The sequence below is a fragment of the Blastococcus sp. SYSU D00922 genome (assembly GCF_054050495.1).
The window spans coordinates 21,740-35,755 of the sequence record NZ_JBJGZL010000015.1; the positions used below are offsets into that span (position 1 = coordinate 21,740).

A 14,016-nucleotide genomic window follows, 5' to 3' on the forward strand; every position below is an offset into this window, starting at 1 on the left:
ACCTCCGACAGCCGGGATGACGGCGGCGCCGGCGAGCGCTGATCGGTGCCGTGAGCGTCCCCCTCCGCCTGCGCAGCCGCTTCGGGAACGAGGCCGCAGCGCCGACCTCCGAGCCGGTGACCGTGACGGTCGCCCGCGTCGTGCGCCCCGACCGTCGCGAGGCCTTCGAACGCTGGGCCGAGAACGTCCTGGGTCTGGCGTCCCGCTTCCCGGGCAACCTGGGGGCCAGCCTGCTGCGCCCGGGACCGGGCAGCTCGGAGTACCACCTGGTCTACCGCTTCGTGGACGACGAGTCGCTGGCCGCCTGGGAGCGGTCGTCGGAGCGGCGGTCGGCGCTGGCGCACGTCGAGGAGATGGTCGACGACGCCCGGTACGCCCGCGTGGAGGGGCTGGAGAGCTTCTTCACCCGCCCGGCCCGGCCCGGTCCGCGCTGGCGGATGACGGTGCTGACGATCGCAGCGGTCTTCGCGATCACCTCGCTGTTCCAGCTGCTGGTGACGCCGCACCTGGGCTCCTGGCCGGTCGAGGCGCGCCTGCTGCTGTCGGCGTCGATCGTCGTCGTGCTGCTCGGGCACGTGGTCATGCCCGCGCTGACGCGGCTCTTCGCCCGCTGGTTGCGTCCCTCCGGCGACTGAGCCGCCCTGCTCCTGGAGCTCTTCTCGTGCTCCGGGACCCCTGCAGGACCCCCGGAGCACGAACAACGCTCCAGGAGCGGGCTCGCCCGGTCAGCCGCGCAGTCGGAGTCCGCGCGGGGTCGCGGCGAAGCCGGCCGCCTGCAGCGCCGCGGACAACGGCGTCGACTCGTGCACCGAGGCGCCGTCGGCCTTCTGCACCACCATCCGCCCCAGCGCGCCGGCCGACACCGCTCCGGACAGCGCCGTCGCCGCCTCCTTGAGCACCTGCTCGTCCTCGGTCCAGGAGAGCAACGTCTTGCCGCCGCGCTCGACGTAGAGGACGAGCTCGCCGTCGACCAGGACGACCAACGCCCCGGCCTTGCGGCCCGCCCGGTGCCCGGTGGCCCCCTTGCGGCCCCCTGTGCCCTCGCCGATGTCGACGGCGTCGCCGTCACCGGTTCCCGGCCGGTCGGGCCACGGCAGAGCGGCGCCGTAGACGTTGGCCGGGTCGGTCGCGGCGAGGACGACGGCGCCACCGGGGACGCGGTCGGGCGAGGCGAAGCTCCGCAGCCGGTCGACCGAGCCCGGCGTGCCGAACTGGGCGGCCCCGAGGGTCTCGACGAAGTAGCCGCGGCGCGAGCGCCCGTTCTCCTCGAATGCGCGCAGCACCGGGTAGACGGCCGAGAAGCCACCCGGCACCTGCTCGGCCATGACCGCGCCGCGGGTGAGGACGCCGTGCCGTTCGAGCAGCGCCTCCGCCCGCGCGGTGGTGCGCCGGGTGCCGTTCGCCTCGCGGTCGGGCAGCCGGGACCAGCGGCCGGCCACCGTCGGCGGCCCGGTGCGGGTCGGCATGGCCGGGCGGCCCACGCGAGGTCGCCCGTACCGGCTCCGCGTCACCCGCGGAGCCGTCGGGGTGCGCTTGTGCGTGCCGCCGCCGTGGAGCCGCGTGCGCAAGGGGGCGAGGGTGTCGTTGGTGAGCGCGCCGGCCCACACGAGGTCCCAGACCAGATCGGCCATCGCGGCGTCGTCGGTGGCTCCGACGAGGTCGGACAAGCCGCGGAAGAACAGCGCCTGGCCGCCCGCGAGCTGTTCCAGGATCGGGGCGCCAGCCTCGGGTACGTCGAGAGGCTCGGGCAGCAGCAGCGGTGCCAGGTCGGCAGGGACGAGGCTGATCCAGCCGTCGCCACCCGGCAGACCGCCCGCACCCGCCCAGAGCACCTCGCCGGCGCTGGTGAGCTCGTCGAGCATGGCGGGGGAGTAGTCGCGCACCCGGGTGGGCAGCACGAGCGTCTCCAGGGCGCTGGCCGGGACCAGCGCGCCCGCGAGCTGCTCGACGACCGCGAGCACGCCGTCCGCCCCGCGCAGGCGCCCGCCGACGCCCTGCCACGAGGGCGTGAAGCGGGCCAGCGTGCCGGTCGGGACCGGTTCCACCTCCTGGCGCAGCTTCGCGAGGCTCCGGCGGCGGATCGACCGCAGCACCTCGGCGTCGCACCACTCCTGCCCGGTGCCGCCGGGGCGGAACTCGCCCGCCACGAGGCGGCCGCTGGCGGTCAGCCGGTGGAGCGTCGCGGTGACCACCGCGACCCCCAGGCCGAGTCGGGTCGCCACCTCGGTCGGCTGGAAGGGGCCGTGGGTGCGGGCGTACCGGCCGACGAGGTCGCCCAGCGGGTCGGCGACCGGCTCGGTGAACACCTCCGGCACGCCGACGGGCAGCGCGGTGCCCAGCGCGTCGCGCAGGCGTCCGGCGTCCTCGATCGCGACGTAGCGCTCCTCGCCGGCGATGCGCACCTGCAGCGCCCGGCGGGCGTCGACCAGCTCGTCGAGCCACGCCTGCGGCACCCCGCGCACCGCTGCCTCGGCGGCGGCCAGGTCGCCGATGCCGCGCAGCAGGTCCGAGGCGCCGTCGACGTCCCGCGGGTGCCGCTGCTCGGGCAGCCGCTGCAGCTCGGCCTCGATCTCCGCCATGGCCTCGCCGTCGAGAAGCTCCCGCAGCTCCGTGCGGCCCAGCAGCTCGGCCAGCAGACCCGTGTCGAGGGCGAGCGCCTGGGCGCGGCGCTCCGCGAGCGGTGCATCGCCCTCGTAGAGGAACTGGCCGACGTAGCCGAACAGCAGCGACTGGGCGAACGGCGAGGCGGAGTCGGTCTGCACGTCGACGACGCGCACCTTGCGCGAGCGCACGTCGCTCATCAGCTCGACGAGGCCGGGCACGTCGTAGACGTCCTGCAGCACCTCGCGGGCGGCCTCCAGGGTGATCGGGAAGGAGGAGAACTCGCTCGCGACGGAGAGCAGCTGGGCGGCACGCTGCCGCTGCTGCCACAGCGGGGTGCGGCGGCGCGGGTCGCGGCGGGGCAGCAGCAGGGCCCGGGCGGCGCACTCCCGGAACCGGCTGGCGAACAACGCCGACGAGCCGACCTCGGCGGTCACCTCCCGCTCGACGTCGTCCGGGTCGAGGACGGCGAGGTCGGCCTCCGGCGGCTCACCCGTGGTGTCGGGCAGCCGCAGCACGATGCCGTCGTCGGAGTGCATGGAGGCGACGTCCACGCCGTAGCGCTCCCGCAGCCTCGCGGCGAGCACCAGGGCCCAGGGCGCGTTGACCTGGGCCCCGAAGGGGGAGTGCACGACCAGGCGCCAGTCGCCGAGCTCGTCGCGGAACCGCTCGACCAGCAGCGTCCGGTCGTCCGGCAGGTGGCCGGTGGCCGCCTTCTGCTCGGCGAGGTAGGCCTGCAGGTTCGCGGCGCCCCACTCGTCGAGCCCTGCGGCGCGCGCCCGCTCCAGCCCCGCCTCCGGCGTCGCCGACCCGACCTCGCGCAGGAAGGCGCCGAGGGCCCGGCCGAGCTCAAGCGGCCGGCCGGGCGCGTCGCCGTGCCAGAACGGCATCTTCCCCGGCTGACCGGGAGCGGGGGTCACCAGCACGCGGTCGTGGGTGATGTCCTCGATCCGCCAGGACGAGGAGCCGAGCAGGAACACGTCGCCGACGCGTGACTCGTAGACCATCTCCTCGTCGAGCTCGCCCACGCGCCGGCCCCCGGTGCCCTCGGCGCCGACGAGGAAGACGCCGAACAGGCCGCGGTCGGGGATGGTTCCGCCGCTGGTCACGGCCAGCCGCTGCGCGCCGGCCCGGGCGGTCAGCGTGTCGGTGACCCGGTCCCAGGTGAGCCGCGGCCGCAGCTCGGCGAAGGCGTCGGAGGGGTACCGGCCGGCGAGCATGTCCAGGACCCCGTGCAGGGCGGAGTCCGGCAGGGACGAGAACGCCGCCGACCGCCGCACGACGGCGGCCACCTCGTCGACGGTCCGCGGTCGCTCGGAGACCATCGCCACGATCTGCTGGGCCAGGACGTCGAGCGGGTTGCGCAGGTAGCGGATCGACTCGATCGCGCCCGCCTTCATGCGCTCGGAGACCAGGGCGCACTGCACCAGGTCGCCGCGGTACTTGGGGAAGAGGACGCCCCGGCTGACCGCTCCGACCTGGTGCCCCGCCCGTCCCACGCGCTGCAGGCCGCTGGCGACGGTGGGCGGGGCCTCCACCTGGACGACGAGGTCGACCGCACCCATGTCGATGCCGAGCTCGAGGCTGGACGTCGCGACGACGGCGGGCAGCCGACCGGACTTGAGCGCCTCCTCGACGATCGCCCGTTGCTCGCGGGAGACGGAGCCGTGGTGCGCGGCCGCGACCGGCTGCACGCCCTCGGGGATCCCCCCGCCCGATCCGGCCTGCGCCATCAGCGCAGCCGCGTTCGTGCCCGGAGGGACCGGCTCACCGGTCGCGCGCTCGTAGGCGAGCTCGTTGAGCCGGCTGGTCAGGCGCTCGGCCAGGCGGCGGGAGTTGGCGAAGACGATGGTGCTGCGGTGGGCCTGGACGAGGTCGAGCACCCGCTCCTCGACCGCCGGCCAGATCGACGTCCGGGGCTGGTTCCCCGCGGCCGATCCCTCCAGCTCGCCGGTGGGCTGGCCCAGCTCGCTCATGTCCTCGACCGGGACGACGACCGAGAGGTCCCACTCCTTGGCCGACGGTGGGGACACGATCTGCACCGGTCGGCCACCGGCCAGGTACGTGGCCACCTCCTCGATGGGCCGTACCGTGGCCGAGAGCCCGATCCGCTGGGCCGGCCGCTCGAGCAGCTCGTCCAGCCGGTCGAGGGAGACCGCCAGGTGCGCGCCGCGCTTGGTGTCGGCGACCGCGTGCACCTCGTCGACGATGACCGTCTCGATGCCGCGCAGCGCCTCGCGCGCGGAGCTGGTCAGCAGCAGGAACAGCGACTCCGGCGTGGTGATGAGGATGTCGGTCGGGCGGCGCGTGAACGCGCGTCGTTCCTCGGCCGGGGTGTCGCCCGAGCGGATGCCCACGCGGATCTCCGGCCGCTCCAGCCCGAGCCGGGCCGAGGCCTGGCCGATGCCGGTCAGGGGAGCGCGGAGGTTGCGCTCGACGTCGACCGCCAGCGCCTTGAGCGGGGAGACGTAGAGGACCCGGCAGCGCAGCTGCTCGTCGGCCGGTGGCGGGGTCGCGGCCAGGCGGTCGAGCGACCAGAGGAACGCGGCCAGCGTCTTGCCCGAGCCGGTGGGTGCCACGACGAGGGCGTGCTCGCCGCTGCTGATCGCGTCCCACGCGCCCTCCTGGGCGGCAGTGGGGCGGACGAAGGCGCCGGTGAACCAGGCCCGGGTGGCCTCGGAGAACCGGTCGAGTGCGGACACGGGACCAGTGTCCCCGGGAGGTACGACAGTTCGCCGGTCCGCGCAGCTGTACGGCGGCGGGACCACCCGTCCGGGGACGGCGATCGGGCAGACTGCGCGCGTGCAGCCTCCGCCGGCGCCGCTCCCCGGCGCGCTCGAACCGGCCGCGGACTCCGTCCAGCGGCGCACCGTCGCGGTCCTCAGCGGCGCGGTGACGTTCGCCGGCCTGGGGGTCACCGTCGGCATCACCGTCGGCGGGCTGCTGGCCCGCGACGTCGCCGGCAGCGACACCGCCGCCGGCCTCGGCCAGACCGCCGGCGTGCTGGGTGCCGCGGTGATCGCCCTGCCGCTGGCGCGGATCAGCGACCGGGCGGGCCGCCGGACGGGCCTCGCGGCGGGCTACGCGGTGGCGGTGCTCGGTGCCGTCGTCGCCGTCGTCGCCGCCGCGGTCTCGTCGCTGCCGCTGCTGCTGCTCGGGCTGTTCGCGTTCGGGGCGGCGACGGCATGCGGCCTGCAGGCACGCTTCGCCGCGGCCGATCTCGCGACGCCGGAGCGCCGCGGCCGCGACCTCTCGCTCGTCGTCTGGGCGACCACGGTCGGCTCGGTGCTCGGCCCCAACCTCGCCGGGCCGGGGGCCGACCTCGGCCGGGCGCTCGGCCTGCCCGCCCTCGGCGGGGCCTTCGCGGTGTCGGCGGTCGTGTTCGCCGTCGTCGCGGCGGGGCTGCTGCTCCTGCTGCGGCCCGATCCGCTGCTCCTCGCGCGTCGGCTCGGGGGCGGGGGAGCGGGGCCGCGCGCCCGGACGCGGACCGGGACCGCGCTCCGGGCGGTCTGGGCCGCGCCCGGAGGACGCCTCGGCCTCACCGCCGTGGTGGTGGCGCACTCGGTGATGGTCGGCGTCATGGTCATGACGCCCGTGCACATGGGGCACGCCGGCCACTCCGACGGTGCGACCCTGCGGGTCATCGGCCTGGTGATCAGCGTGCACGTGGCCGGCATGTACCTCTTCTCCCCGCTGGTGGGCGTGCTCGCCGACCGGGCCGGGCGGAGGGCGACGGTCGCGCTCGGCGCGGTCCTCCTGCTGGCGGCGGCCGCCCTCGCCGGCACCGCGGCGCCGGACGCCTCCCTGCAGCTCGGCGCGGGTCTGCTGCTGCTCGGCCTGGGCTGGTCGTGCGGGCTGATCGCCGGCTCGACGCTGGTCACCGAGGCCGTCGCTGTGGAGCTGCGGCCGACGGCGCAGGGCGGCACGGACCTGCTGATGGGCCTGGGCGCCGCGGTCGCCGGCGCGGTGGGCGGACCGCTGCTCGCGGTCGGCGACTTCGGGCTGGTGGCGGCGGTGTCGGCCGCCCTGGTGCTGCCGCTGGCGGTCGTGTGGCTGGCCGGCGCCCGGCAGCCGGTCAGCGGTCCCGGTAGTTCCTGATCAGCAGCACGATCGAGACCAGGAGCGCCAGGGCGACGGCGATCTGCAGGACGAGGTCCCAACCCGACGAACCGGTGCCGGGGACCACGCCCCCAGGGTAGGGCGCCCGGGTTAGCGTCGGGGCGTGCGCCTGCAGGAGTTCTGGTCCCGTCTCGACAGTCAGTTCGGCCCGATGCGGGCCCAGAGCGTGGCCCGCGACCACGTGTTCTCGGCGCTCGGCGGGCGCACCGCGCTCGACGCGATCGAGGCCGGGCTGCCGGTGCGCAAGGTCTGGCTGGCCATCTGCGAGGAGTACGAGGTGCCGGTCAAGGAGCGGTGAGCCCGGCGCCCGCGGGAGGCGGCGTGTCGTCCTGGCGATCGAACAGGTGTTCGTCCTACAGTGGCGTCCACAGGCAGACCCGCTCTCCACAGATCCGCCGGGGCCCCGGAATTGTCGGACCCCCGTCCTAGCGTCGATCCCGACAACTTCCCCAGAACGTGAAGGTGGCCATCATGGCAACGCTCGACCGCGACAAGGCCCTCGACATGGCCCTCGCCCAGATCGACAAGCAGTTCGGCAAGGGTTCCGTCATGCGCCTGGGCGAGAGCCCCGAGGTGGCCATGAAGGTCATCCCGACCGGCTCGATCTCCCTCGACATCGCGCTCGGCGTCGGTGGTCTGCCCCGCGGTCGCGTCATCGAGGTCTACGGCCCGGAGTCCTCCGGTAAGACGACGGTGGCCCTGCACGCGGTGGCCAACGCCCAGGCCGCCGGCGGCATCGCGGCGTTCGTCGACGCAGAGCACGCGCTGGACCCGGAGTACGCCCGCGCCATCGGTGTCGACACCGACGCCCTGCTGGTCAGCCAGCCCGACACCGGTGAGCAGGCGCTCGAGATCGCCGACATGCTGATCCGCTCGGGTGCGCTCGACATCATCGTCATCGACTCCGTCGCCGCCCTGGTGCCGCGCGCCGAGATCGAGGGCGAGATGGGTGACAGCCACGTGGGTCTGCAGGCCCGCCTGATGAGCCAGGCGCTCCGGAAGATCACCGGTGCCCTGAGCAACTCCGGGACGACGGCGATCTTCATCAACCAGCTGCGCGAGAAGGTCGGCGTGGTGTACGGCTCGCCCGAGGTCACCACCGGTGGACGTGCGCTGAAGTTCTACTCCTCGGTCCGGCTCGACGTCCGCCGCATCGAGACCCTGAAGCAGGGCACCGACGCAGTCGGCAGCCGCACCCGCGTCAAGGTCGTCAAGAACAAGGTGGCGGCGCCCTTCAAGCAGGCCGAGCTCGACATCCTCTGGGGTCAGGGCTTCAGCCGTGAGGGCGGGCTCATCGACGTGGGCGTCGAGCAGGGCTTCGTCAAGAAGTCAGGTGCTTGGTACACCTACGACGGCGACCAGCTCGGGCAGGGCAAGGAGAACGCCCGCAACTTCCTGAAGGACAACCCCGACCTCGCCGACGAGATCGAGAAGAAGATCAAGGAGAAGCTGGGCATCGGGCCGCGCCTCGACGCCCCGGTCGACGCGCCCGCCGATTTCTGAGCCGGCCGGTGTCCGGCTTCCCGTCGACCCGCCGCCGCGGCCCGGGCTCCCACCCGGGCGCGCGGCGGCGGAGCACCGGGGGCGACGACGCTACTGGCCCTGAGGTCCCCGGCTCTCCCGAGGACGAGATGGGTGACCCGGAGTCGGTCGCCCGCGGCATCTGCCTGCGGGCGCTGACGGGGGCGCCGAAGACGCGTCAGCAGCTGGCCGAGCTGCTGGCGCAGCGCGGGGTCCCCGACGACGCGGCGGAGACCGTGCTCGACAGGTTCACCGAGGTCGGCCTGATCGACGACGCCGCCTTCGCCCGCGCGTGGGTGAACTCGCGCCAGGCCGGTCGAGGCCTCGCGCGGCGGGCGCTCAGCGCAGAGCTGCGGGCCAAGGGCGTGGACCCGGAGGTGGCCGCCGAGGCGGTCAGCGAGGTCGACGACGAGGACGAGCGGACGGCGGCCCGCCGGCTCGTCGAACGCCGGGCGGCGGGCATGCGGCGGCTCGACCGGGCGACGGCCACCCGTCGGCTGATGGGCATGCTGGCGCGAAAGGGCTACAACGGCGGACTGGCTGCCGCCGTCGTGCGCGAGGTGCTGGACCGCTCGGATGCCGCCGACGACGTGGACGACTCGTTCGACGACCTCGACGTGGACAGCCTGCTGCCCTGACCGCTACCCGGGAGAACCCAATCAGGTGGGGTCGGGGTCGTTCGGGCCCTGGCGGGGACCCGCGCTCGCGCCGATCTCGCTGACGCCGCCGTACGGCTCGTGCCGCTTGCCGGCGTGCGCTTCGTCCTGCAGCCGGTCCAGCAGGTGGGGGTAGTGCATCTCGAAGGCAGGGCGTTCCGAACGGATCTTCGGGATCTCGACGAAGTTGTGCCGCGGCGGAGGGGAGGACGTGGCCCACTCCAGCGAGTTGCCGTGGCCCCACGGGTCGTCGCGGAGCGCGAGCTCGCCGTACTTCCACGAGTGCACCACGTTGTAGAGGAAGGGCAGCACCGAGGCGCCGAGGATGAACGCTCCGATCGACGACACCATGTTCAGAGCGGTGAACTCGTCCGTCGGCAGGTAGTCCACGTACCGGCGCGGCATCCCCTCGCCGCCGAGCCAGTGCTGCACGAGAAACGTCGTGTGGAAGCCGATGAAGGTCAGCCAGAACTGCAGCTTGCCCAGCCGCTCGTCCATCATCCGGCCGCACATCTTCGGGAACCAGAAGTAGATGCCGGCGTAGGCGGCGAACACGACGGTGCCGAAGACGACGTAGTGGAAGTGGGCGACGACGAAGTACGAGTCGTTGAGGTGCCAGTCCAGTGGCGGGCTGGCCAGCAGGACGCCCGTCAGTCCCCCGAGCAGGAACGTGACCATGAAGCCGACCGAGAACAGCATCGGCGTCTCGAAGGTCAGCTGGCCGCGCCACATCGTGCCGATCCAGTTGAAGAACTTCAGGCCGGTCGGGACCGCGATCAGGTAGGTCAGGAAGGCGAAGAACGGCAGGAGCACCGCGCCGGTGGCGTACATGTGGTGCGCCCACACCGCCAGCGACAGGAAACCGATGGCCATCGTTGCCCCGACCATCCCCTTGTAGCCGAACAGCGGCTTGCGGCTGAACACCGGGATGATCTCGGTGATGATGCCGAAGAACGGCAGCGCGATGATGTAGACCTCGGGGTGGCCGAAGAACCAGAACAGGTGCTGCCACAGCATCGGGCCGCCGTTCTCGTCCGAGTAGACGAGAGCGCCGAGGTTGCGGTCGGCCAGCATGCCGAAGATCGCCGCGGTCAGGATCGGGAAGGCAGCGAGGACGAGCACGCTGGTGATCAGCGTGTTCCAGGTGAAGATCGGCATCCGGAACAGCGTCATGCCGGGGGCCCGCAGGCAGACGATCGTGGTGATGAAGTTGACGGCGCCCAGGATCGTGCCCAGACCGCTGACCGCCAGGCCGGCGAACCACAGGTTGCCGCCGATGCCCGGTGAGTTCACGCCGTTGGACAGCGGCGCGTAGGCGTACCAGCCGAAGTCGGCGGGACCACCGGGGGTGAAGAACCCCGAGACCGCGATGGTGCTGCCGAAGAGGAACAGCCAGAATGAGAACGCGTTCAGCCGCGGGAACGCGACGTCGGGCGAGCCGATCTGCAGCGGCATGATCAGGTTGCCGAACGCGAAGAACAGCGGCGTCGCGAACATCAGCAGCATGACCGTGCCGTGCATGGTCAGCAGCTGGTTGTACTGCTCCGGCGACAGGAACTGCAGCTCCGGCCTGGCCAGCTCGCCACGCATCAGCAGGGCCATCAACCCGCCCGCGATGAAGAACGCGAACGAGGCGGTCGTGTACATCAGGCCGATCGTCTTGTGATCGGTGGTCCGCAGCAGGTTCGAGAGCCGCGAACCCTTGACGGGCTGGTGCGCCGGGCTGGGCCGGCTGATGATCGGCTGGGGTGCGATGGCGGTCATGCCGCGCCTCGCGCCGTCGTCGTCCGGCCTCCGACGGTCAACCGTCGGACGGGTGTCGAGCTGCGGGACATGAGCGGCTCCCCGGTCCTCCGCACGCGCACTGCGGTTTCCGCGCCGCCCGCCCCGTCGGTGAGCGGCGCCACCATCGTGGCCCATCCGCAGGCCGAGGGAAACCCGAGCGCCGACGGCTGAGCGGGACCGACCGGGGGTGGCGGGGCTCAGGCCGCGGCGGCCCAGGCGCTCAGGTCGACCGCGAGGCCGTCGGGCGCATCCGGATCGGCCACCAGCCACGCGTCGTCCCGACGCTGGCCGGCGAGCAGCCAGCGGCGGATCTGCCGGTCGAAGCCGTGCCGGGACGGGCGCCCGGGAGAACCTGCCGGGCCGAGGAACGTGACGTCGACCTGCGACTCGTCGGCATGGCGCAGGACCACCCGGCACCGGGCGCGGCGGTGCCGGGCAGGCGGGACGGCCTCGCGGACCACCGCCGACACCGCACCGGCGGCCTCCGCGAAGTCCGCCGCGGCCGCGCGCAGCCGGGCCACGAACTGCTGGGCCAGGTCCAGCTCGGCAGCATCGGCCGAGGCGGCGTCCGCCGTGACCGCGTGCTGCTCGCCGGTGGTCAGGTCCACGACGAAGCGCTCGGTCGGGACCTCCGGGTCGACCGGAGGGCCCGCCGCCGCAGGGGCGTGCTCTGCGCTCGAGCGCGGGACGGGCGGCAGGGATCGCCGGCCGGCGGCGTGCACGGTCTCCATGGCGGAACCCAGTCTCACCGTCCCGGCTGCGGCGCGTCGCACGCGGCGCGCCGCGGCCGGGACGGGTGGGTCAGGCGGTGGTGGAGAGTCCCGAGCCGCCCATGGCGACGTCGGTGGGCAGGTCGGCGTCGCGGGTGGCCGCCGCCTTCGTGTTCCGGCGGGTGCGCTTCTCGACGTACTTGGCCAGCTGGGACAGCAGCACGTTGACGACGATGTAGATCAGGCCGGCTGCGACGTACAGCTGGAACGTGTACTCGCTGCCGAAGCGCGGGGTGAAGAACTCGACCAGGCTCCGCGCCCCCCGGAGCAGCTCGAAGTACCCGATGATGAAGCCCAGTGAGCTGTCCTTGAGCAGCACGACCAGCTGGGCGATGAGCACGGGCAGCATCCGCCGGACCGCCTGCGGCAGCAGGATCAGCGTCATCACCTGCGACTTGCGCATCCCGAGGCCGAACGCCGCCTCGCGCTGGCCCTTGTCGACCGACAGGATGCCGGCCCGGAAGATCTCGGCGAGCACCGCCGAGTTGTAGAGGATTAGCCCTCCGGCCAGGGCCTGGAAGGCCGAGGGTCGGACGCCGAACTTCGGCAGCACGAAGTACAGGGCGAAGATGACGACCAGCAGCGGGATGGCGCGGAAGAACTCGATGTAGACCCCGGCCAGCGCCCGCACGAACCGGTGGTCGGACAGCCGGCCGACCGCGAGCAGCAGCCCCACCATCGTGGCCACCACCATGCCGACTGCCGCTACCTGCAGGGTGTTGACGAGCGTGCGCCAGAGCGTCTGCGGGACGCCGGTGCGGCTGTCGAAGAGCACAGCCCACCGCTGGCTCTCGAGCTGGCCGTTGCTGCCCAGCCGGACCAGGACGAGGGCCAGCAGCCCGGCGATCAGCAGGGAGCCGATCACCGTCCCGATCCGGATGCGGGCGCGGGCCTTGGGGCCCGGGATGTCGAAGAGCACCGGTGCGGTCATCGGAGGATCGCCACCCGGCGCTCGATGCGGTTGACGGCGAAGGCCAGCGGGAGGGTGATGACCATGTAGGCGACGACCACTCCGAGGAGGACGGCGGTCAGCTGGCCGGCGTCGGCGTTGACCAGCCGGGGGAGCAGAGAGCTCAGCTCGCTGGTGGCGAAGCCCGCCGCGATGGAGCTGTTCTTCACCATCGCGATGAAGACGTTGCCCAGCGGTGGGATGACCGTCCGGAACGCCTGGGGGAGCACCACCTCACGCAGCGACTGGCCGAAGGTCAGCCCGATGGCCCGCGACGCCTCCGCCTGCCCAGCGGAGACGGCGTTGATCCCTGAACGGATGGCCTCGCAGACGAACGCCGCCGTGTAGAGCCCCAGCGACAGCACGGCGCCGGTGAAGAAGCCGAGGATGAAGTCGATCTGCGGCAGGCCGAAGATCATGAAGAAGAACACCACGGTGAGCGGCGTGTTCCGGAAGACCTCGACGTAGAACGTCGCCAGCCCGCGCAGCGGCGGGATCGGGCTCACCCGGGCGGCGGCGAGCAGCGTGCCGAGCACGAGCGCCAGCAGGCCGGCCAGGAACGACAGCCAGAGGGTCGTGAGGAAGGCGTCCCACAGCAGGTCGAAGTTGTCGGCGAGGAACTGCACACCGCCTCCTCTCGAGATCGGTCAGGACGGCACGCGGGGCGGGGTGCCCCGCCCCGCGTGCCGGCGGGACGTCAGTAGCGGTCGACCTGCGGCGGCTCGGGAGCCTCCTGGCCGCTGATGTCTCCGGCGGTGCGGTCCCAGGCCTCGGCCCACGAGCCGTCCTCGAAGGCCTCCTCGAGCACGTCGTTGATGAAGTTGCGGAACTCCGTGTCACCCAGGGTCACGCCGATGCCGTAGGGCTCGGTGGTGAACGGGTTGCCGACCAGCTCGAAGGCGCCGTCGCTGCCGGCGACCAGGCCGGTGAGGATGACGTTGTCCGTCGTCACGGCGTCGACCTGGCCGTTGGCCAGGGCGTCGGCGCACTTGGAGTAGACGTCGAAGAGGGTCAGCGTGGCCTCGGGGTAGTTGTCCCGGATGTTCTGCGCGGGGGTCGAACCCTCGACGGAGCAGACGTTCTTGCCCGCCAGGTCCTCCGGGCCCTCGATGTTCTCGGGGTTGCCCTCGGCGACCATGATGTCCTGCCCGGCCTCGTAGTACGGCCCGGCGAAGTCGATGAGCTGCTTGCGCGCGTCGTTGATCGTGTAGGTGGCGACGACCATGTCGACCTGGCCGTTCTGCAGGAACGGCTCGCGATTGGCCGAGACGGTCTCGACCCACTCGATGTCCTCGGACGCGATGCCGAGCTTGGCGGCGACGATCTTGGCGATCTCGACGTCGAAGCCCTCGGGCTCCTCGGTGTTCGGGTTGAGCAGGCCGAACCCGGGCTGGTCGAACTTGGTGCCGATGGTGATGGTCCCGGCCTCGTTGAGCTCGGCCATCGTCGAGCCGGCCGGGAAGTCGACCTCGGTCTCGACCGCGGCGGTGTTCTCGGCCGACTCCTCGGCCTGGTTGCCGGCGTCGCTGCCGCCGCAGGCGGTGAGCAGCAGGCCGGCGGCCGCCAGCGAGGCGGCGTATCGGGTGATGCGCATGAGCGGTCCCTCCAGTGGACT

11 protein-coding genes are annotated in these 14,016 nt (G+C 72.9%); 5 read left to right on the forward strand and 6 right to left on the reverse strand.

Annotation, left to right across the window (positions count from 1 at the left end; translation table 11 throughout):
- Positions 1-50 precede the first annotated feature (50 nt).
- Positions 51-635, forward strand: coding sequence for an antibiotic biosynthesis monooxygenase (locus ACI78T_RS17945; RefSeq protein ID WP_456559486.1), 585 nt, complete (start codon positions 51-53; stop codon positions 633-635).
- Positions 636-725: 90 nt separating this feature from the next.
- Here ACI78T_RS17945 and ACI78T_RS17950 read toward each other — a convergent pair whose 3' ends face one another.
- Positions 726-5,303 (reverse strand): ATP-dependent helicase, encoded by a 4,578-nt coding sequence (locus ACI78T_RS17950; protein ID WP_456559487.1) that lies wholly within the window; start codon positions 5,301-5,303, stop codon positions 726-728.
- 100 nt (positions 5,304-5,403) lie between these two features.
- Between ACI78T_RS17950 and ACI78T_RS17955 the strand changes: the two genes are divergently transcribed.
- From ACI78T_RS17955 to ACI78T_RS17970, 4 genes are all read left to right on the forward strand, one after another.
- Positions 5,404-6,699: an MFS transporter gene (locus ACI78T_RS17955; RefSeq protein ID WP_456559488.1), complete on the forward strand. Its 1,296-nt coding sequence runs from the start codon at positions 5,404-5,406 to the stop codon at positions 6,697-6,699.
- Between the two features lie 124 nt (positions 6,700-6,823).
- Positions 6,824-7,018: a DUF3046 domain-containing protein gene (locus tag ACI78T_RS17960; protein ID WP_116453033.1), complete on the forward strand. Its 195-nt coding sequence runs from the start codon at positions 6,824-6,826 to the stop codon at positions 7,016-7,018.
- Between the two features lie 173 nt (positions 7,019-7,191).
- A complete protein-coding gene (gene recA, locus ACI78T_RS17965) occupies positions 7,192-8,223 on the forward strand; it encodes a recombinase RecA (RefSeq protein WP_456559489.1) in 1,032 nt (343 codons plus the stop codon).
- 128 nt (positions 8,224-8,351) lie between these two features.
- Positions 8,352-8,879: a regulatory protein RecX gene (locus ACI78T_RS17970; protein WP_456559490.1), complete on the forward strand. Its 528-nt coding sequence runs from the start codon at positions 8,352-8,354 to the stop codon at positions 8,877-8,879.
- Between the two features lie 21 nt (positions 8,880-8,900).
- On the opposite strand, the gene ctaD is transcribed toward ACI78T_RS17970, so the two are convergent.
- The 5 genes from ctaD to ACI78T_RS17995 form a co-directional block, all read right to left on the reverse strand.
- Complete coding sequence (ctaD, locus tag ACI78T_RS17975) at positions 8,901-10,661, reverse strand: aa3-type cytochrome oxidase subunit I (RefSeq protein WP_456559491.1); 1,761 nt, start codon at positions 10,659-10,661, stop codon at positions 8,901-8,903.
- Positions 10,662-10,879: 218 nt separating this feature from the next.
- Positions 10,880-11,413, reverse strand: a complete 534-nt coding sequence (locus tag ACI78T_RS17980; RefSeq protein WP_456559492.1) for a hypothetical protein — start codon at positions 11,411-11,413, stop codon at positions 10,880-10,882.
- 70 nt (positions 11,414-11,483) lie between these two features.
- A complete protein-coding gene (locus ACI78T_RS17985) occupies positions 11,484-12,383 on the reverse strand; it encodes an amino acid ABC transporter permease (protein ID WP_456559493.1) in 900 nt (299 codons plus the stop codon).
- Complete coding sequence (locus ACI78T_RS17990; RefSeq protein WP_456559494.1) at positions 12,380-13,027, reverse strand: amino acid ABC transporter permease; 648 nt, start codon at positions 13,025-13,027, stop codon at positions 12,380-12,382. The genes ACI78T_RS17985 and ACI78T_RS17990 overlap by 4 nt, the downstream gene beginning before the upstream one ends.
- Positions 13,028-13,098: 71 nt before the next feature.
- Positions 13,099-13,995, reverse strand: a complete 897-nt coding sequence (locus ACI78T_RS17995) for a glutamate ABC transporter substrate-binding protein (protein WP_456559495.1) — start codon at positions 13,993-13,995, stop codon at positions 13,099-13,101.
- Positions 13,996-14,016 lie beyond the last annotated feature (21 nt).